Below are 16918 nucleotides of genomic sequence, written 5' to 3'. Positions count from 1 at the left end.
AGTTTTTTGTATGTTATTATTTCTTTTTAATTTTGCCTGTCCAAGATTTAAATCCACCTTGTAATTGGTAGAAATCTTTGTAGCCTTGTTTTTTTAAGTATTGCGCTGCACGACCTGTACGGAATCCGCTTTGGCAATATAAGTAAACAGGTTGATCTTGACGAAGTTCTTTATGGCGAAGGCGAATTTGTGATAACGGAATGTTACGTGCACCTAAAATGTGCCCTGCGTTATATTCATCTGTTTCACGAATATCGATAAGCTGTGCTTTACGGTAGCCAGCGCGAAATTCTTCTTCTGTAAGAGTTTTAATTAATTTTTTCTGATAGAAGTACATCCATACAGTGTAGCCGATGAATGCTACGATTACGGCTAATAAAATAATCCAAGTTGTTGACACGATTCTATCGCTCCCTTTTTTCTTATCCTACTTTCAATATTATAATGCCCATATGTATTTATGCAACAGATTCATTTGCATATAAGAAGAAATTTCGTATTCTTTCACAAATTTTGTCGAATTTGGTAGACTAGAGAATGTGAAAAATACTTGGTTATATGAGGTGCAGGATGGGAAAAGAAAAATGGTGTTATATTAACTCTGGTCAATGTTCACCGGCATTTAATATGGCGTTAGATGAATGTTTATTAAATTGGCAAAGTGAAAAGAAAATGCCACCAACAATTCGTTTTTATGAATGGGAAGTACCAACATTAACAGTTGGATATTTTCAACGTGTTGAAAAAGATATTAATATGGATGTAGTTAACGAAAAGAAATATGGATTCGTTCGTCGTCAAACAGGCGGCAGGGGTGTACTACATGACAAAGAGTTAACGTATAGTGTTATTGTGTCTGAAGATCATCCGAATATGCCGAAAACAGTTACAGAAGCGTATCGTGTTATTTCGCAAGGCTTATTAGATGGTTTTAAGGCATTAGGGCTAGAAGCATATTATGCAGTTCCAAAAACAGAAGCAGATCGTGAAAATTTAAAAAATCCACGTTCAGGCGTATGTTTTGATGCACCATCTTGGTATGAAATTGTAGTGGAAGGAAGAAAAATTGCTGGTAGTGCTCAAACACGTCAAAAAGGTGTTATTTTACAGCATGGATCGATTCCATTAGAAATTGATTTAGATGAACTATATGATCTATTTTTATTCCCAAATGAACGTGTGAAGGAACGTATGAAAAGTATGTTTTCTTCTAAAGCGGTAGCAATTAATGAATTAACAGACCGTACATTTACGATAGAACAGTTAATTAAAGCGTTTGAAATTGGGTTTGAAAAAGGATTGGATGTAGAACTTGTTCCATATGAATTAACAGAAGAACAGTTACATGAAGTTCAAACGTTAGCGAAAGAGAAGTATGAAAGTAATGAGTGGAATTATAAAAAATAAGAGATGGCAATTGCCACCTCTTATTTTTTTATAGTAAATTAAGTACTTTTTCTACTTTGATTCCTTTATCTTGTAAAGAACGAAGGCGACTTACAACGTCCATAATTTCTTTGTCAAATGTAACGCTAATACCTTGGCTTTGTAGTTCTTCTTTTAAGCTTTCAATAGAATCATCTATGTCGATGCCAAGCTCGTAATCTTGACAAACTTCAATTGTCTTTTTCACGAGTTTAACATAATTTTCTTGTAGTTTTGAATTTGTTTCAGTCAAAGCAGGCTGCTTCGGTTTTGCAGGAGCAACCGGTGCTGTTTCTTGCTTTGTAACTGGAGTAGGGACTACTTTTTTCACAGGTGCTGGAGTAGTTAGTTCTACAGCCGCTTCTACACTTACTGGCTTCGGTGTCGGTACCGGAGTAGGCTTAGGTGCCATAGCAGGTGTTTCCACACGCGTAACAGGCTTAGGAGCGGGTGGAATTGCTTTTGGAGCTTCTACAACTACTTCTTTTTTCGGCGCTGCTTCTACCTGTGTTTCTTCTTGCTCGGCAGCGTCTTTATTTTCTTTACTCCACATAACGCGTTCAATTTCTAGAGAAACATTGTTTTTGTTCATCGCTGTTAATGTAACTTTACCAACTTCAGCGTTTCCAGTGAAATCAACAATTTTATAAATAACACTCTTGTTCCAATCCACGTTTCCGCTCAAAAATAATTCTTCGTTACATTTCGGCGTTAAGCCCTCGATTTTAATTTCTGCGTTTACACCGTTTTCACTATATACCATAATTAGCGAAGCATTTACATCTTCGTCTGCTAACATTAGTTCACGTACCATTTTGCCGGTGCGTACTTGCGTTTTCTTCTTAACTGACATCTAATTTCTCCTCTCAAAAATTCAGTAATAATAAAAAAATCGTATAACGAAAAATAATTGCTCACGAAGATTTATGATACCGATAATAAAAGCATCACGTCAACAATTAACTTTAATTATTTTGCATTTTTCTTATTTTCTTTATGAAATTTTTCAATTTGTAAAATTAGACAGAAGAAAAACAGCCTTTTGAAGGGCTGTTAAAAATTTGATTTTTTGTATAGTAATTTATATAAAATAAAAAATAAGATAGCAATTAAGGCACTTTGCCAAAAGTTTAGATGGTAAATGAGATAAGGTTGCTTTTGGAAATAAATATTTAAGAATACAGCGGAACAAAATGGAGTAGCAAATGCGAATCCAAATAGAATTCTTCTTTTCCAATTCATTTTCTGATCAAAGGAGTAACGCTTTAATAAATATAAAATAAATAGTATACCTAGTATAATTATTGAAACAGACAAAGTAGTTCCAAGGATGCTAAAAGGCGGACTTGATAATGTATTGTTTTTTTCAAAGAGAAACATAAAAAATGAAATAATTGCATTTATGCCAAACTGTATAGCAAGAAGTAAGCTAATAGAAAATCCAATTAAAGAAGTTTTTTCTAACTTTGTTTGAGTTGGTAAAGCTGATATAAGTTCATCGCAATAAGATTGTAAATTATCTCCAAAGATGTCATAAGCGTTTTTATTTTCTGCTTGTGCTTCGATGAGGTGATCTAATATTTCTAGTAACAGTTCCTCCATTTGTTGCTCGGGTACGTTTGATATTCGAAGATATACTAACATATCACCATAAGCAGCCTCGTTTTCGGAAGTTAGAAGCTCACGTTTTTTATTATTCAATCATGTCTTGTGCATTCATCCCTATCACTCCCCCTGTAATAAGTTATTTACCGTAGTAGAAACCATTCCCCAGCTTTGTTTAAATTCTTCAAGTTGTTCTAACCCTTTATCGGTTACGTGATAATATTTTCGCTTTGGACCGAGTGAGGAAGCTTTTAATGTTCCTTCAATCAATTTTTCTTTTTGCATACGTAACAATAACGGATATATGCTTCCTTCGCTTACGAATGTAAAGCCGTGCTTATTTAATTTTGTACTCAGTTCATATCCGTACACTTCTTCTTGTGAAATAATGTATAGGATGCAACCTTCGAGCACACCTTTTAACATTTGGCTGTGCATGATTTCACCACCTTTTATTTAGGTAACTTGCGTTGCAAGGTAGCTGTTATCCAAATTATAACATTCAGTAACTTGCAAAGCAAGTTACTGAAGTGGAAAACTTTAATGCGTGTTAATTTTTCAATGCTTCCCATACTAACGAGAGGAGGGAAGCATATGAAACCATTTATGCCAAAACTCGTTTACTTTGAACCAAAGGCACTTGAATATCCACTTGGAAAAGAGCTTTATGAGAAGTTTACGAAGATGGGATTAGAAATTCGTGAAACGACATCACATAATCAAATTAGAAATTTGCCAGGAGAAAATGATTTGCAAAAGTATCGTAATGCAAAGGCTACACTTGTCGTTGGAGTGAGGAAGACGCTAAAGTTTGATACGTCAAAACCGTCAGCTGAATATGCAATTCCGCTCGCAACAGGGTGTATGGGACATTGTCATTATTGCTATTTGCAAACGACACTTGGGAGTAAGCCTTACGTTCGTGTGTATGTCAATCTTGATGAAATATTTGAGAAGGCAAAGCAATATATGGATGAAAGGGCACCTGAAATAACAAGATTTGAAGCAGCGTGTACATCAGACATTGTTGGAATTGATCATTTAACACATGCATTAAAGCGGGCGATTGAATTCATTGGAGAAAGTGAATATGGGCGCTTACGTTTCGTCACGAAATATTCGCACGTTGATCATTTATTAGATGCAAAGCATAATGGGAAAACTCGTTTTCGATTTAGTATAAATTCACGATATGTAATTAAAAATTTTGAACCAGGGACATCGCCGTTTGAGGAGCGAATAGAGGCTGCACGTAAAGTAGCAGGTGCGGGTTATCCACTTGGATTTATAGTTGCGCCGCTTTATATGCATGAAGGGTGGGAAGAAGGATACCGTGAACTATTTGAGCGACTGTACAATGCACTAAAAGATTTGTCGATACCAAATTTAACATTTGAATTAATTCAACATCGCTTTACAAAACCGGCAAAAAAGGTCATTCAAGAGCGTTATCCGAAGACGAAACTTGAAATGGATGAGGAGAAGCGTAAATATAAATGGGGACGATACGGCATCGGAAAATACGTATATAAAAAAGATGAAGCAGCAGTATTGGAAGAAACGATAAGAGGTTATATAAATGAGTTTTTTCCTAATGCAGAAATACAATACTTTACTTAAGGGGAGTCTGTATGCAAATACAGATTCTTTTTTGTTTTATATATTTAGGCTCGTTTCCACCTTGTCACGTTATTCTTTCTGGTGTATCATTTTATTGATTGCTTCGTACGGAATAAGCAAAATGAACTTGGATGGAGGAAACCGATGCCTACCCCTAGTATGGAAGATTATATTGAACAAATTTATTTGTTGATTGATGAAAAGGGTTATGCCCGCGTATCTGATATTGCTGAAGCGCTTAGTGTACATCCATCCTCTGTAACAAAAATGGTGCAAAAATTAGACAAAGATGAATATCTAATTTATGAAAAATATAGAGGGCTTGTATTAACAACAAAAGGTAAAAAAATCGGAGAACGTCTCGTATATCGTCATGACTTGCTAGAGCAATTTATGCGTATTATCGGTGTGGATGAAGGTAAAATTTACAATGATGTAGAAGGAATTGAGCATCATTTAAGTTGGGAAGCGATTGATCGCATTGGTGATTTAGTGGAATACTTTGAACAAGATGCAGTCCGAGTGGAAACACTTCGCGGTGTTCAAAGAGCAAATGAAGAGAAAAGTAATTAAGGGGAACGTATGGCGTTTCCTTTTTTATTTCAATTCGAAAAGGATGGGAGAATTATGAAAGCAATTATTTTTGATTTTGATGGATTAATTGTGGACACAGAAACGATATGGTTTCACTCTTTCAGAGATGCTGTTCGTGAATACGGCGAAGAACTACCTTTAGAGGAATTTGCGAAATGCATTGGAACAACAGATGAGGTACTTTATGCATATTTAAATGATCAATTAAAAGAGAAGTTTAACAAAAGTGCATTAAAAGAAAAAGTGGCAACTTTACATAAAGAGAAAATGAAAATACCAAAAGCTCGTGACGGGGTAAAAGAATATTTAGAAGAAGCGAAAGAAATGGGATTAAAAATCGCACTAGCTTCTAGTTCGTCTAGAGAATGGGTTATTCATTTTTTAGAAGAGCTACAGATTCGAGATTATTTTGAAGTTATTAAAACGAGAGAAGATGTTGAGAAGGTAAAACCAGATCCAGCTCTTTATCGAATTGCAATAGAAGAATTAGGAATTAAGCCGTCTGAAGCTGTTGTGTTTGAAGATTCATTAAATGGATTGAGAGCAGCAATTGCAGCGGGATTAACGTGCGTTGTGGTACCTAATGATGTGACACGGAATTTACCATTTGAAAATCATCATCTTCGAATTGAAAGTATGAGAGAGAAAAGTTTAAAAGAAGTGCTTCAAAGTATAAAAAAAGACCGTATTTCCTAAAAGGAAGCACGGTCTTTCTTTTTGCTTTTTTTGCCTTCAATGACAGTTAAATGAGACTGTTTTCTTTTTCGTTTCAAAGTGGAAGAATTCCCTTTTTTACTTTTGTCATTAGAAGTATTTGACTTAAAGAAAGAATTGCCTAGGGGTGCTACATTTTGTTTCCCATGTTTGCGGTTCGATTGTTTTGCCGCACGCTTATATGAGCTTTGCGAATTTGCAGAACCACTGGAATTTGTAAACATCTTGTATAGCAAGTAAAAGATACCGACAACAAGTAACATGTACCCGATATTTCTTAATACACCCATGGGATTTGTAATAACAGATGAAACAAGGCCGAATATTGCCAATCCGATAATAAGCACAAATATAGCGAAAGTAAACGAACGACCGTTCATAAGGGACACCTCCTAAAAACGTATATTAAAATTAGTATATTAACGATGAGGAAAGGAGTTGAACACCATTTTTAAATAATTATTGTTTGTTCTCTAAACGTAATAATTCTTCAAACGATGCAATTGCTACTTCCACTTGATCATCTGTTGGTTCTTTCGTTGTTAATAGTTGTAGCCATAATCCAGGATATCCAAGTACGCGTAATACGGGAATATCTCGTAATCGATTTGTAAATTGCAATACTTCAAAAGAAATACCAAGTACAACTGGAATTAATAAAATTCTGTTTATAACTCGTGCCCAAAGAGGATCTGTAGGGACTAGGAAATAAACGAACATTCCAATAATGACTGTAAATATAATAAAGCTACTGCCGCATCTATAATGGAGACGAGTTTGCTTTTGAACGTTTTCTACAGTCAGAGGAAGGTCATTCTCATAAGCATTGATTACCTTATGCTCTGCACCGTGATACTGAAATACCCGCTTAATAAGTGGGGTTAAAGAAATAAAGTATATATAGCTCAATAATAGCATGAGCTTAATGACACTTTCGACAATGATTTGCCCAGTATGAGATGGGAAAATCGGTCTTGTTAATTCAGCTAATAGTGCAGGAACTGCTGTGAAAATGACTTTACCGAATATGAAAGATAAAACGCCAACAGCTGCAACTCCTAATACCATCGTTAATTTTGATTGTTCTTCTTTTTTATTAGCAATTTGTTCATCATCTTCTGGGTGGACGTCAAATCGTTCAGAAGCGAAGTTTAAATGCTTTGCTCCATTCGCACTTGCATCCACAATAGCGGCAATCCCTCGTAAAAATGGAATTTTTTTTAGGATAGATAATACTTTATTACGAACGCGTGGTAATCGATAAAATTCGATCGATTTATCTTTACGACGAACCGCTGTAACAGTATATTCTCTACCGCCAAACATAACTCCTTCTATGACCGCTTGCCCGCCATATATTTGTTTTGACTCTTCTGCCATGTTAACACCAACCTGTATTTGTTTCTCTCTTATGTAGAAAAAGAGGCAATTGTCATACTGGGTTCTGTCGTTTTGAAATAAGACAATCACCGAGTTTCCTTTATTTTATCGGCAAATACAAGTAGATGACAAGGGAAAATATTATGAGAGTCGGACATTTCTTATTCTTTTTATAGACAAATTTCGCAGGATTTAAACATGCTTCAAAATAGTTTCGGGCATACTATTGAGCGGAGGTGTCGATGTGAGTCAAGAACAATTAGGAACAAGGAATTTTGTGCAGATCGGTTTGTTTGGTGGAATCTTTTGGGGCGGGATATGGTATTTCCTTCATATATTTTCATTCACGGAGGCGGGACCGAATTATTTCCTTTTACCATTTGCGTTTGGAAGTTGGAAAGAGGGGGTATGGGGCAATGTGTCTGGAATAGTGTGTATGGGACTTCTTTCAATTTTGATTGCCTTTTTATATAAAGCATTTTTTGCAAAGTTTGAAGGGATTATTGCGGGAATTATTTATGGGCTATTTTGGTGGGCATTACTGTTTTTGGGGATGGGTTTAATGGCTCCTGTTATTAAAAGTGCGCTCCATTTGCCAAAAGAGACAATTGTAACGACAATATGTATTTTTATATTATATGGTGTGTTTATAGCATATTCTGTTTCTTATGCAGTAAATAGCAATAAAGTAGAACAAGAAGGGCAAGAGAAGACGAACTATTCAAATAAGTGACTCCTATGTTAAAATATTGTATAGATATTAATATTAAGGAGTTTTAAGAATATGAAAAAGTTACTCCTCGTAAACGGTCCTAACCTAAATCGCCTCGGTGTTCGTGAGGTAAATGTATATGGAAAGGGCACGCTAGCGACACTTGAAGCAGATATGAAGCAAGAAGCAGAAACAATGGGAGTGGAGTTAGAATGTTTCCAATCGAATCATGAAGGTGCCATTATCGACATTATTCATGAAGCGGAAGATATATATGAAGGGATCATTTTAAACCCGGGAGCATTTACGCATTATAGCTATGCGATTCGTGATGCCATTGCGAGCATTTCGATTCCTGTTATTGAAGTACATATTTCTAACATTCATCAGCGTGAATCGTTCCGTCATGAATCTGTGACGGCAGCTGTTTGTGCAGGTCAAATTGTAGGATTTGGTTTTTATGGCTATAAGTTAGCGTTATTTGCATTAATGGAGAAATTGAGGGAGGCATAGAGTAATGGAGAAAATTGAAAGATTACGAAGTGCATTTGATGAGGCTGGCATTGACGGTATTTTGTTAACAAATGAACATAGTCGTAGATATATGGCTAACTTCACAGGAACAGCAGGCGTTGTTCTTATTTCAAAAGATCGTGCTCAATTTATTACAGATTTCCGTTACGTCGAGCAGGCAAGTAAACAAGCGGTTGGATATGAGGTTGTACAGCACGCAGGATTGATCATTGATGAAGTGGCAAAGCAAGTGAAAGGGCTTGGAATTCAAAAACTTGGTTTTGAGCAAGATACTCTTACATATAGTTCTTATTCAGTGCATAAGGAAGCGATTGATGCTGAATTTATCCCGACTTCTGGACTTGTAGAAAAGTTACGCTTGATAAAGACTGATTCAGAGATTAAGATATTAAAGGAAGCTGCACAGATTGCAGATGCTGCCTTTGAGCATATTCTATCATTCATTCGCCCGGGAGTATCTGAAATTGAAGTGTCAAATGAACTTGAATTTTTCATGAGAAAACAAGGAGCAACATCTTCTTCGTTTGATATTATCGTTGCTTCAGGTCTTCGTTCGGCATTACCGCACGGCGTGGCATCTGAAAAAGTGATAGAAACAGGAGATTTCGTTACATTAGACTTCGGCGCTTATTACAAAGGATATTGCTCTGATATTACTCGTACGATTGCAGTCGGTGAACCATCTGATAAATTAAAAGAAATTTATAATATCGTTTTAGAAGCACAACTACGTGGTGTGAACGGTATTAAAGCTGGTTTAACAGGTCGCGAGGCTGATGCGCTAACGCGTGACTACATAACGGAAAAAGGATATGGTGAATACTTTGGACACACTACTGGTCATGGAATAGGTCTTGAACTCCATGAAGCACCAGGTTTAGCGTTCCGTTCTGATACAGTACTTGAACCAGGTATGGCTGTAACAGTAGAGCCAGGTATTTATATTCCAGGTATTGGCGGCGTACGTATTGAAGATGATATCATTGTGACAAGTGAAGGTAATGAAGTAATTACGAAATCACCAAAAGAACTTATTATTTTGTAATACACAGGAGGATTTTTTTACATGATTTCAGTAAACGATTTTCGTACAGGTTTAACAATTTCAGTGGACAATGCCCTTTGGCAAGTACTTGATTTCCAACACGTAAAGCCAGGTAAAGGTGCTGCATTCGTTCGTTCTAAACTACGTAACATTCGCACAGGTTCTGTTCAAGAGAAAACATTCCGTGCAGGTGAGAAAGTAGAAAAAGCACACATCGAAAACCGTCGTATGCAATACTTATACGCAAGCGGTGAGGCTCACGTATTTATGGATAACGGAACTTATGAGCAAATCGAACTTGGTGAAAAACAAATCGAGCGCGAGCTTAAATTCCTAAAAGAAAACATGGAAGTAGCAATTATGACTTACCAAGGCGAAGTACTTGGTGTTGAACTTCCAAACACAGTTGAATTACAAGTTACAGAAACAGAGCCTGGTATTAAAGGTGATACTGCTTCTAACGTAACAAAACCAGCTACATTAGAAACTGGTCTTGTTGTACAAGTACCAATCTTCATTAACGAAGGCGAAATGCTTATCATCAACACTGGTGAAGGTAAATACGTTTCTCGTGCATAGTAAAAAAGCACTCGTGATAATTCACGAGTGCTTTTTTTATAGGAAATAGGGTAGATAGTAAATAACTGTTATTATAAAACTGACTAAAACAAGTGAAAGAGTACCCATAATAGATGGAGTCAAAACAATTTGAAATGGTTTTATTTCGCCAGTCTCAACGCCAGTTAATGTTTTACTTATTGCGTGATCTGTAATGTTATTTCTATGGTTACTCATAATAATTAACCACATAATTGCAAATATTGCTAAACTACCAAGGAAAAAGGTCTCTATAAATGACCAACCGACCAATAATGAAAAAAGATAAATAAGAGCTAATTCTACTACAACGGTTAAACTAACTTTCAATACCTTCATATTTTGCCTCCTCATTCTGTAATTTCAACCAATTTAAAAAATTTTCACGTGACACGACATGCAGAGAGCAAGGTGACTTTACTTCTTTCTCTAGTGCAGCGTGTTCGTCTGGAAACTTGTTTTCCACATGCAATGAAATATAAGGTAGTTTTTCTTGTGCTTTTAAAGAGCGGATATTATTCGTTTTAGCACCAGCAAATACGTAGGAAAGTTGTAAGTCTAAAAAGGCGATTTTAAAGATTTCTTTTTTAGCAGCCTCGTTATAGCCTTTTCTCCAGTACGGATAGCCGAGCCAACTACCAATGTGAGATTGCTTTTTCTCATTATTAATATGTTTAAGTGTGGTGAGGCCAATTATTTCATTTTCTTCATTCACAATCATTCTCGATAAGGATTTCTTTTGACGCTCTTCTTCTATTGCGAAAAGAAGAAATGTTTTCGTGTCTTCGATGTTTTCTACCGTTATCCCCAATGCATTTTTTATATGTGGATCACTTGATAGCTCGAAAATCACATTTGTATAGCATAAATCTAGTGGTAATAAAGTGACGTGCTGCATGGTTTAAACCCCTTTTAAACTAAATATACCATAATATACCATGAAATAATATGAATATTCAGATTGTAATTCAGACTTTAGAGAAAAATTATGTTTTTACTTCTGAAATAGACAACCTCTGCATATGGTTGTACAAATATATTCTTTTTTAGAATACGAAGTTAGTAACTGTTACGGGAGAAGGTGGAAGAATGAAACAGTGGCTAGCGGCAATGGAAACATCCGTGCTTGTTATGGGGGCACTTCGATTATTTTCAGGTAGTGCGGAGATATTTGCTGCTTTGCTTATGCTTTATGTGAATGATGCGAAGAAAGCGTTGTTTATAAATGGTATGTTGGCGTTTGTTGGACCTACCGTATTAATTTTAACAATGACAATTGGGATAGCGAGTGTAGCAAGTGAAATTTCTTTCTTGAAGCTCTTTTTTCTAGCGCTTGGAATTTGCTGTATTTTTATCGCATTACTGAAATAGTAAGTCGAGTATAGTGGGGAGAAGCCGATGAAAGAGGTATTAGAAGTTTTACCAAAAACGATGAAGTACTTAATTGAAGAATGTGAGCAATACGATGCTTTAGAGGAAATTCGTGTTCGAATTGGAAGACCGCTAGAGTGTATTGCACACGGAAAGGTGTTTTTTTATGACTATATCACTACTGCAGAGGATGCTATTTACTTATTGAATAAGTTAAGTCAATTCTCAATTTATACGATGGAAGAGGAATTAAAACGTGGGTATGTGACGCTTCGCGGGGGGCATAGAATCGGGTTAGCGGGAAAAGTCATTACAGAAAAAAGTGCAGTGAAAATGATTCGTGATGTCTCTTCCTTTAATATTCGTATTGCTCGTCAAAAAATAGGGATTGCTGAACCGCTTTTGCCATATTTGTATGAAAAAAGATGGTTAAACACGATGGTAATTGGCCCTCCGCAAACGGGAAAAACGACGCTTTTAAGAGATGTAGCACGTTGCATGAGTCAAGGGGTAAGTGCTTCGGAAATTCCTTCCTGTAAAGTGGGGATCGTTGATGAACGGTCAGAAATTGCCGGCTGTGTGAAAGGGATCCCGCAATATGATTTTGGTACCCGAGTCGATGTGTTAGACGCATGTCCAAAGGCAGAAGGAATGATGATGATGATTCGTTCTATGAGTCCTGATATTTTGATCGTAGATGAAATTGGTCGTAAAGAAGATAGTGAAGCAATTATGGAGGCAGTGCATGCAGGTGTTCAGCTTTTTATAAGCGCACACGGATTTTCCTATGAGGATGTTGTGAGACGTCCATCGCTCAAGGCAGTGCTAGAGCTTCGTATATTTGATAGGTTTGTGGAGTTGTCAAAAGCGAGGGGTCCAGGAACGGTTATGCAGGTGAAAGATAAATATGGAAAACCAGTGTTATCAAATAGAAAGGCTGAGGGCGTATGGTGAAAATATTTGGTGCAGTGTTAATCGTTGCGGTCAGCACCTTTTTCGGGTTTTCATACGCTAAAAGATACAGTGAAAGGCCGAGGCAACTTAGATTATTAAAATCAGCACTTCAATCATTAGAGGCAGAAATTATGTATGGACACACACCTTTATCTGAGGCTGCCGAGCGATTAGTTAAACAAATGCCGAAGCCATTAAATTGGATCTTTCAAAGTTTCGCTAAAAAACTAGAAAGTGGAGAACAAACAGTAAGGGAAGCTTGGATAGATAGTTTGAAAGAGAATTGGAAGTTGACGGCGTTTCAACAAACCGAGTATGAAATACTGCAGCAATTTGGTGAAACGCTCGGGCAACATGATCGTGAATCACAACAAAAACATATTCGCTTATGTATTACACATTTGGAGAGAGAAGAAGAGGAAGCAAAAGCTTTACAACTGCAATACGAGAAAATGATCAAGAGCTTAGGGGTACTAGCAGGGCTACTTATTGTAATTTTACTGCTATAGGGGGGAGAAAGGCGATGTCCATTGATGTTGGATTAATATTTCAAATCGCCGGAATCGGCATTGTTTTAGCTTTCATTCATACTGTACTAAAAGAATTGAAGCGTGAGGATATTGCAAATTGGGTTATCCTTGTCGGTTTTGTCGTCATTTTATTTCATGTCGCATTTTTAATTAATACGCTATTCGACAAGATTAAAAGTGTCTTTCTCTTCCAGTAAAGGAGGCGGTTCGAATCGAAATTATACAAATTGTCGGATTAGGCCTCGTTGCTACGTTTTTAGCTGCTGTTTTGAACCAGCATAAATCTAGCATTACATCTTTATTTATTGTGTTCGTAGGTAGCGTGATGTTTCTTATTTTAATTGATCAAATTCATGCTATTTTACAAATGATTGAGAGAGTAGCGAGTGAAGCGAAAGTTAGTAACGTCTATGTGGAAACGTTACTAAAGATTATTGGAATTGCTTATATTGCTGAGTTTGGAGCCCAAATTACAAAAGATGCTGGTCAAGGTGCCATCGCTTCGAAAATTGAACTTGCTGGGAAAATCCTCATTCTCGTTATGGCAATTCCTATTTTGACGGTTGTAATTGAAACTATTCTCGGATTTTTACCGACGGGATAAGGGGGAGTGAATGTTGAGGAGGTTTGGAGCTAAGCTGCTATTTGCTTGCTTCCTTTTCTTTTCTTTACCGGTTGTTGTACAAGCTTCTCCTGTAGAAACAAACGTCGTTGATCAACAATTGGATAAGCTCGGAATTGAAGATGTGAAGCAATTTTGGGACGGGCTTGTTACAAAATATGGAGGCTATTTGCCAGAGAGTCAAAAAGGGAGCTTTATGGAGTTTGTAAAGGGAGAAAAAGAATTCTCTCTAAAAGAGTGGATGATAGGGTTATTAAAATATTTATTTCATGAGCTTGCAGCTAATGGAAAACTGCTTGGCACACTTATTATGCTCACAATCTTTAGTGCATTGTTGCAATCACTGCAATCCGCTTTTTCAAAAAGTAGCGTAAGTAAAATTGCTGATGCTGTTGTATATATGGTACTTATTATTTTTGCTTTAAATAGTTTTTATGTCGTTATGACATATGCAAGAGAAACGATACAAACAATGGTAGATTTTATATTAGCATTATTGCCAATTTTGCTGGCGCTTATAGCAACTGGCGGGGGGGTTGTATCTGTATCGTTTTTTCATCCGGTTATCATTTTCTTAATGAATACGAGTGGTCTTCTTATGAATTATATCGTTCTACCACTTTTATTACTGGCAACGATATTAAGTATTGTAAGTACAATGAGTGATCAATATAAAGTGACGAAATTGTCCAAGCTTCTGCAAAATGTTAGCGTTGGGATTATCGGTATTTTTTTAACGATTTTTTTAGGAGTATTATCTGTACAAGGAACAGCAACAGCTGTTGCTGATGGAATAGCTGTGAAAACTGCTAAATTTGTAACAGGAAACTTCATTCCAGTAGTTGGAAGGATGTTTACAGAAGCGGCAGATACTGTTATTAGCGCATCAGGATTATTGAAAAACACAGTCGGAATTATTGGGCTCGTCATTTTATGCTTAATTGTTGCCTTTCCAGCGATTCAAATTTTCTGTATCGCATTTATTTATAAATTCGCAGCAGCAGTATTGCAACCGGTTGGCAGCGGAGCAATTATTCAATGCTTAGACATTATTGGACGAAGCATCATTTACGTATTTGCTTGCTTAGCTATCGTATCATTTATGTTCTTTTTAAGTATTACAATTATTATTGCTGCGGGGAATATTACACTTATGATGCGGTAGGAGGTGAAGAGTATGCAATTTGTTACAGAGTGGATTAGAAATATTATCGTTTTTTTGCTCTTAGCGACAATGCTTCATCTTATTCTTCCAAATTCGAATTTGCAAAAATACGTTAAATTTGTTGTAAGTCTTTTGTTAGTTGTATTAATTTTAACGCCTCTTTTTAAATTATTGCAGACAGATGTAAATGAAGTAATTGCAAATTTTAATGAAGAAAAGTACGTAGCAGAAGGATCTGTAAAAAATTCAATAGATTCGAAGAAAAAAGAAATACAAGCTCTAACACGTGCATATAGTTTAGAAGAGATGGCTACCAAAATGAAAAAAGAAGTAGGAAAAGAGTTTGAGAAAAAGTATGGTATGACTGTCTCTGAAATACAAATAGTCGCAGCAGAAAATACAGAAGAAGTAAAGTCGGCGAAAGATATTCAATCTGTTGTTGTGACGTTGAAAGAAAAAGAACGCAGTAAAAATGATGCAATCGAAACAGTAAAGCCAATTGAAATTAATACGAAAGAGCCTCCAAAAAAAGTGGAAGAAACGAATGTGGAAATGAAAGATTTCTTTTCAAGCAGGTGGCAACTAGAGGGTAAACAAATCCAAGTTCAAATGGAAGGGAGGACAGGTAGAGTAAATGGACAATAAAGATAAAAATTCGAAGTTCTCATTTTTTCGAAACTTATTGAATGGGGATCAAAAAGAAAGCAACGAGAAGGGTAAAAAGGTAACACCTAAGTTTTTACTTGTCCTACTCATACTTGGAATTTTGCTTATGTTTTCTAGTAGTCTATTTTCAAGTAAAAAAGAAGAAGTACCTGTATTTAAAGAACAAAAAACTCAAAACCAAGAAAAAGACTTACCAACTTTCGGACAAAAAAATAATGATAGTATGTCAAATGTAGAAAAATATGAAAAAGCGTATGAACAAGAATTAAAAGCTGCTTTAGAAGAAATAGCAGGAGTAAAAGACGTAACGATTAAAGTGAATTTAGATTCATCTGAAGAAAAAATTTTAGAAAAAAATACAGTGAAACGCTCACAAACAACAGGTGAAACAGATAAAACAGGCGGTAAGAGAGAAGTAGAGGACGAGTCTCTTGATGAAAAGACTGTCATTATACGTGAAGGGGATAAAGAAACTCCTGTTGTTTTACGAACAGAGAAGCCGAAAGTACGTGGTGTTCTTGTCGTAGCAAAGGGAGTGGATAATATACAAGTTAAAGCAATGGTAAAAGAAGCTGTGATAAGGCTGCTAGATGTACCAGCCCATCGCGTTTCAGTTTCACCGAAAAATTGATAGGGAGGAAATAAAGTGTTAAAAAAACAAACAGTTTGGCTATTAACGATGTTAAGTTTAGTTGTTGTACTATCTGTGTATTACGTGACAACTCCTGACAAAATGAATACAGCATCGCCGGCAACAGGTGAAAAGATTGGACAAGAAAAACAAGGTACTGATAAAGCAGTAACAAACGAAGCACCTAAAGAAACCCCGAAAAAAGAAAATACAAGCAAGGAAACAACAAATAAAGAAACAGACAAAAAAGAAAATACTAAAAAAGAAACAAGTAAAAAAGAGGGTAATGTATCAGTTCAATCAAGTGATGAGAATTTCACAGCCTTACGTATGCAAATGGAAGATCAACGTAGTGAAGCGAAAGCAAAATTACAAGAAGTGATGAATTCTTCGAAATCTTCAGCAACAGAAAAGAGTAAAGCGAAAGATAACTTTGATGCAATCACTACAATGGAAACGAAGCAAGAATTACTTGAGACAGTAATTAAATCTCAAGGAGGATATCCAGATGCTCTTGTAAGAGCTGATGGTACAGATATTAGAGTAACGGTTAAAGCGGCAAAACATTCACAGAAAGAAGCAAATAAAATTATTCAACTTGTAAGAAGTGAAGGCGGATCAAAAGATGTAGGTGTGAAATTTGATCCACCAGCGAAATAAGTGAAACTTTAATCCGTAGGGGGTTTCCCTGCGGATTATTACCTTTTACTAAGCAAAGGGTATGCAAATAGTGGAATAGAGTATGTAAGTACG

Annotated in this window: 24 protein-coding genes and 1 pseudogene; 17 read left to right on the top strand and 8 right to left on the bottom strand. The window is 36.1% G+C overall.

Features of this window, described 5'->3' with window-relative positions:
• Positions 1-16 precede the first annotated feature (16 nt).
• A complete protein-coding gene (locus CN409_RS15985) occupies positions 17-400 on the bottom strand; it encodes a rhodanese-like domain-containing protein (protein WP_000108654.1) in 384 nt (127 codons plus the stop codon).
• 170 nt (positions 401-570) lie between these two features.
• Here CN409_RS15985 and CN409_RS15980 point away from each other — a divergent pair, with 170 nt between their 5' ends.
• Positions 571-1407 (top strand): lipoate--protein ligase family protein, encoded by an 837-nt coding sequence (locus tag CN409_RS15980; protein WP_000514076.1) that lies wholly within the window; start codon positions 571-573, stop codon positions 1405-1407.
• A gap of 28 nt (positions 1408-1435) precedes the next feature.
• On the opposite strand, the gene CN409_RS15975 is transcribed toward CN409_RS15980, so the two are convergent.
• From CN409_RS15975 to CN409_RS15965, 3 genes and pseudogenes are all read right to left on the bottom strand, one after another.
• Entirely contained in the window at positions 1436-2278 is an 843-nt protein-coding gene (locus tag CN409_RS15975; protein ID WP_000111891.1) for a hypothetical protein, read from the bottom strand.
• Positions 2279-2478: 200 nt separating this feature from the next.
• Positions 2479-3145 (bottom strand): annotated as a pseudogene (locus CN409_RS15970) (DUF1129 family protein).
• Positions 3146-3150: 5 nt separating this feature from the next.
• Positions 3151-3468 (bottom strand): PadR family transcriptional regulator, encoded by a 318-nt coding sequence (locus CN409_RS15965; protein ID WP_000556083.1) that lies wholly within the window; start codon positions 3466-3468, stop codon positions 3151-3153.
• Between the two features lie 156 nt (positions 3469-3624).
• Between CN409_RS15965 and splB the strand changes: the two genes are divergently transcribed.
• The 3 genes from splB to CN409_RS15950 all read left to right on the top strand — a co-directional run bounded on the left by splB (position 3625) and on the right by CN409_RS15950 (position 5940).
• Positions 3625-4650, top strand: coding sequence for a spore photoproduct lyase (gene splB / locus CN409_RS15960; RefSeq protein ID WP_000802106.1), 1026 nt, complete (start codon positions 3625-3627; stop codon positions 4648-4650).
• A 144-nt stretch (positions 4651-4794) separates the two neighbouring features.
• On the top strand, positions 4795-5223 hold the full coding sequence (gene mntR, locus CN409_RS15955) for a transcriptional regulator MntR (protein WP_001143081.1): 429 nt from the start codon (positions 4795-4797) through the stop codon (positions 5221-5223).
• A 54-nt stretch (positions 5224-5277) separates the two neighbouring features.
• The gene (locus CN409_RS15950) at positions 5278-5940 is read left to right on the top strand and encodes an HAD family hydrolase (protein ID WP_014894887.1); all 663 of its coding nucleotides are present in this window, start codon (positions 5278-5280) and stop codon (positions 5938-5940) included.
• Here the strand turns inward: CN409_RS15950 and CN409_RS15945 are convergent.
• Both CN409_RS15945 and CN409_RS15940 read right to left on the bottom strand, forming a co-directional pair.
• Entirely contained in the window at positions 5937-6338 is a 402-nt protein-coding gene (locus tag CN409_RS15945) for an SA1362 family protein (protein WP_001014463.1), read from the bottom strand. The two genes, CN409_RS15950 and CN409_RS15945, sit on opposite strands and share 4 nt — an antisense overlap.
• Positions 6339-6417: 79 nt before the next feature.
• The gene (locus CN409_RS15940; RefSeq protein WP_000807119.1) at positions 6418-7338 is read right to left on the bottom strand and encodes a DUF1385 domain-containing protein; all 921 of its coding nucleotides are present in this window, start codon (positions 7336-7338) and stop codon (positions 6418-6420) included.
• Positions 7339-7582: 244 nt separating this feature from the next.
• Here CN409_RS15940 and CN409_RS15935 point away from each other — a divergent pair, with 244 nt between their 5' ends.
• Genes CN409_RS15935 through efp form a run of 4 tightly spaced genes read left to right on the top strand, consistent with a single transcriptional unit; the run spans position 7583 to position 10208 of the window.
• Positions 7583-8071 carry a YqhR family membrane protein gene (locus CN409_RS15935; RefSeq protein WP_000076885.1) on the top strand — a complete coding sequence of 163 codons (489 nt, stop codon included), beginning with the start codon at positions 7583-7585 and terminating at the stop codon, positions 8069-8071.
• Positions 8072-8122: 51 nt separating this feature from the next.
• The gene (aroQ, locus tag CN409_RS15930) at positions 8123-8563 is read left to right on the top strand and encodes a type II 3-dehydroquinate dehydratase (RefSeq protein ID WP_000735140.1); all 441 of its coding nucleotides are present in this window, start codon (positions 8123-8125) and stop codon (positions 8561-8563) included.
• A 4-nt stretch (positions 8564-8567) separates the two neighbouring features.
• Complete coding sequence (gene pepQ, locus CN409_RS15925; RefSeq protein ID WP_000411042.1) at positions 8568-9629, top strand: Xaa-Pro dipeptidase; 1062 nt, start codon at positions 8568-8570, stop codon at positions 9627-9629.
• A 21-nt stretch (positions 9630-9650) separates the two neighbouring features.
• Entirely contained in the window at positions 9651-10208 is a 558-nt protein-coding gene (gene efp, locus CN409_RS15920) for an elongation factor P (RefSeq protein ID WP_000626513.1), read from the top strand.
• Between the two features lie 36 nt (positions 10209-10244).
• Here the strand turns inward: efp and CN409_RS15915 are convergent, their stop codons facing one another.
• Together CN409_RS15915 and CN409_RS15910 are read right to left on the bottom strand one after the other, a co-directional pair.
• Entirely contained in the window at positions 10245-10565 is a 321-nt protein-coding gene (locus tag CN409_RS15915; protein ID WP_000866225.1) for a hypothetical protein, read from the bottom strand.
• Positions 10546-11124 carry a GNAT family N-acetyltransferase gene (locus CN409_RS15910; RefSeq protein WP_086390492.1) on the bottom strand — a complete coding sequence of 193 codons (579 nt, stop codon included), beginning with the start codon at positions 11122-11124 and terminating at the stop codon, positions 10546-10548. The genes CN409_RS15915 and CN409_RS15910 overlap by 20 nt, the downstream gene beginning before the upstream one ends.
• A 191-nt stretch (positions 11125-11315) precedes the next feature.
• On the opposite strand from CN409_RS15910, the gene CN409_RS15905 reads away from it, so the two are divergent.
• Genes CN409_RS15905 through CN409_RS15865 form a run of 9 tightly spaced genes read left to right on the top strand, consistent with a single transcriptional unit; the run spans position 11316 to position 16825 of the window.
• Positions 11316-11597 (top strand): YqhV family protein, encoded by a 282-nt coding sequence (locus CN409_RS15905; protein WP_000816050.1) that lies wholly within the window; start codon positions 11316-11318, stop codon positions 11595-11597.
• A 27-nt stretch (positions 11598-11624) separates the two neighbouring features.
• On the top strand, positions 11625-12551 hold the full coding sequence (gene spoIIIAA / locus CN409_RS15900; RefSeq protein ID WP_000665903.1) for a stage III sporulation protein AA: 927 nt from the start codon (positions 11625-11627) through the stop codon (positions 12549-12551).
• Positions 12545-13060: a stage III sporulation protein SpoIIIAB gene (spoIIIAB, locus tag CN409_RS15895; RefSeq protein ID WP_000238702.1), complete on the top strand. Its 516-nt coding sequence runs from the start codon at positions 12545-12547 to the stop codon at positions 13058-13060. The genes spoIIIAA and spoIIIAB overlap by 7 nt, the downstream gene beginning before the upstream one ends.
• A gap of 14 nt (positions 13061-13074) precedes the next feature.
• Entirely contained in the window at positions 13075-13278 is a 204-nt protein-coding gene (gene spoIIIAC, locus CN409_RS15890) for a stage III sporulation protein AC (RefSeq protein ID WP_000020914.1), read from the top strand.
• Between the two features lie 23 nt (positions 13279-13301).
• Positions 13302-13685, top strand: coding sequence for a stage III sporulation protein AD (gene spoIIIAD / locus CN409_RS15885; RefSeq protein WP_079245909.1), 384 nt, complete (start codon positions 13302-13304; stop codon positions 13683-13685).
• 10 nt (positions 13686-13695) lie between these two features.
• Positions 13696-14868, top strand: coding sequence for a stage III sporulation protein AE (spoIIIAE, locus tag CN409_RS15880; protein ID WP_000946111.1), 1173 nt, complete (start codon positions 13696-13698; stop codon positions 14866-14868).
• A gap of 12 nt (positions 14869-14880) precedes the next feature.
• Positions 14881-15513: a stage III sporulation protein AF gene (gene spoIIIAF / locus CN409_RS15875; RefSeq protein WP_001161037.1), complete on the top strand. Its 633-nt coding sequence runs from the start codon at positions 14881-14883 to the stop codon at positions 15511-15513.
• Positions 15503-16165, top strand: coding sequence for a stage III sporulation protein AG (spoIIIAG, locus tag CN409_RS15870; protein WP_000368886.1), 663 nt, complete (start codon positions 15503-15505; stop codon positions 16163-16165). The genes spoIIIAF and spoIIIAG overlap by 11 nt, the downstream gene beginning before the upstream one ends.
• Positions 16166-16180: 15 nt before the next feature.
• Positions 16181-16825 (top strand): SpoIIIAH-like family protein, encoded by a 645-nt coding sequence (locus CN409_RS15865; RefSeq protein WP_000914711.1) that lies wholly within the window; start codon positions 16181-16183, stop codon positions 16823-16825.
• The last annotated feature ends 93 nt before the right edge of the window (positions 16826-16918 follow it).

The sequence above is a fragment of the Bacillus sp. AFS012607 genome (assembly GCF_002558005.1).
Lineage (GTDB): Bacteria > Bacillota > Bacilli > Bacillales > Bacillaceae_G > Bacillus_A > Bacillus_A thuringiensis_S.
This window is presented reverse-complemented; position numbering and strand designations above follow the sequence as displayed.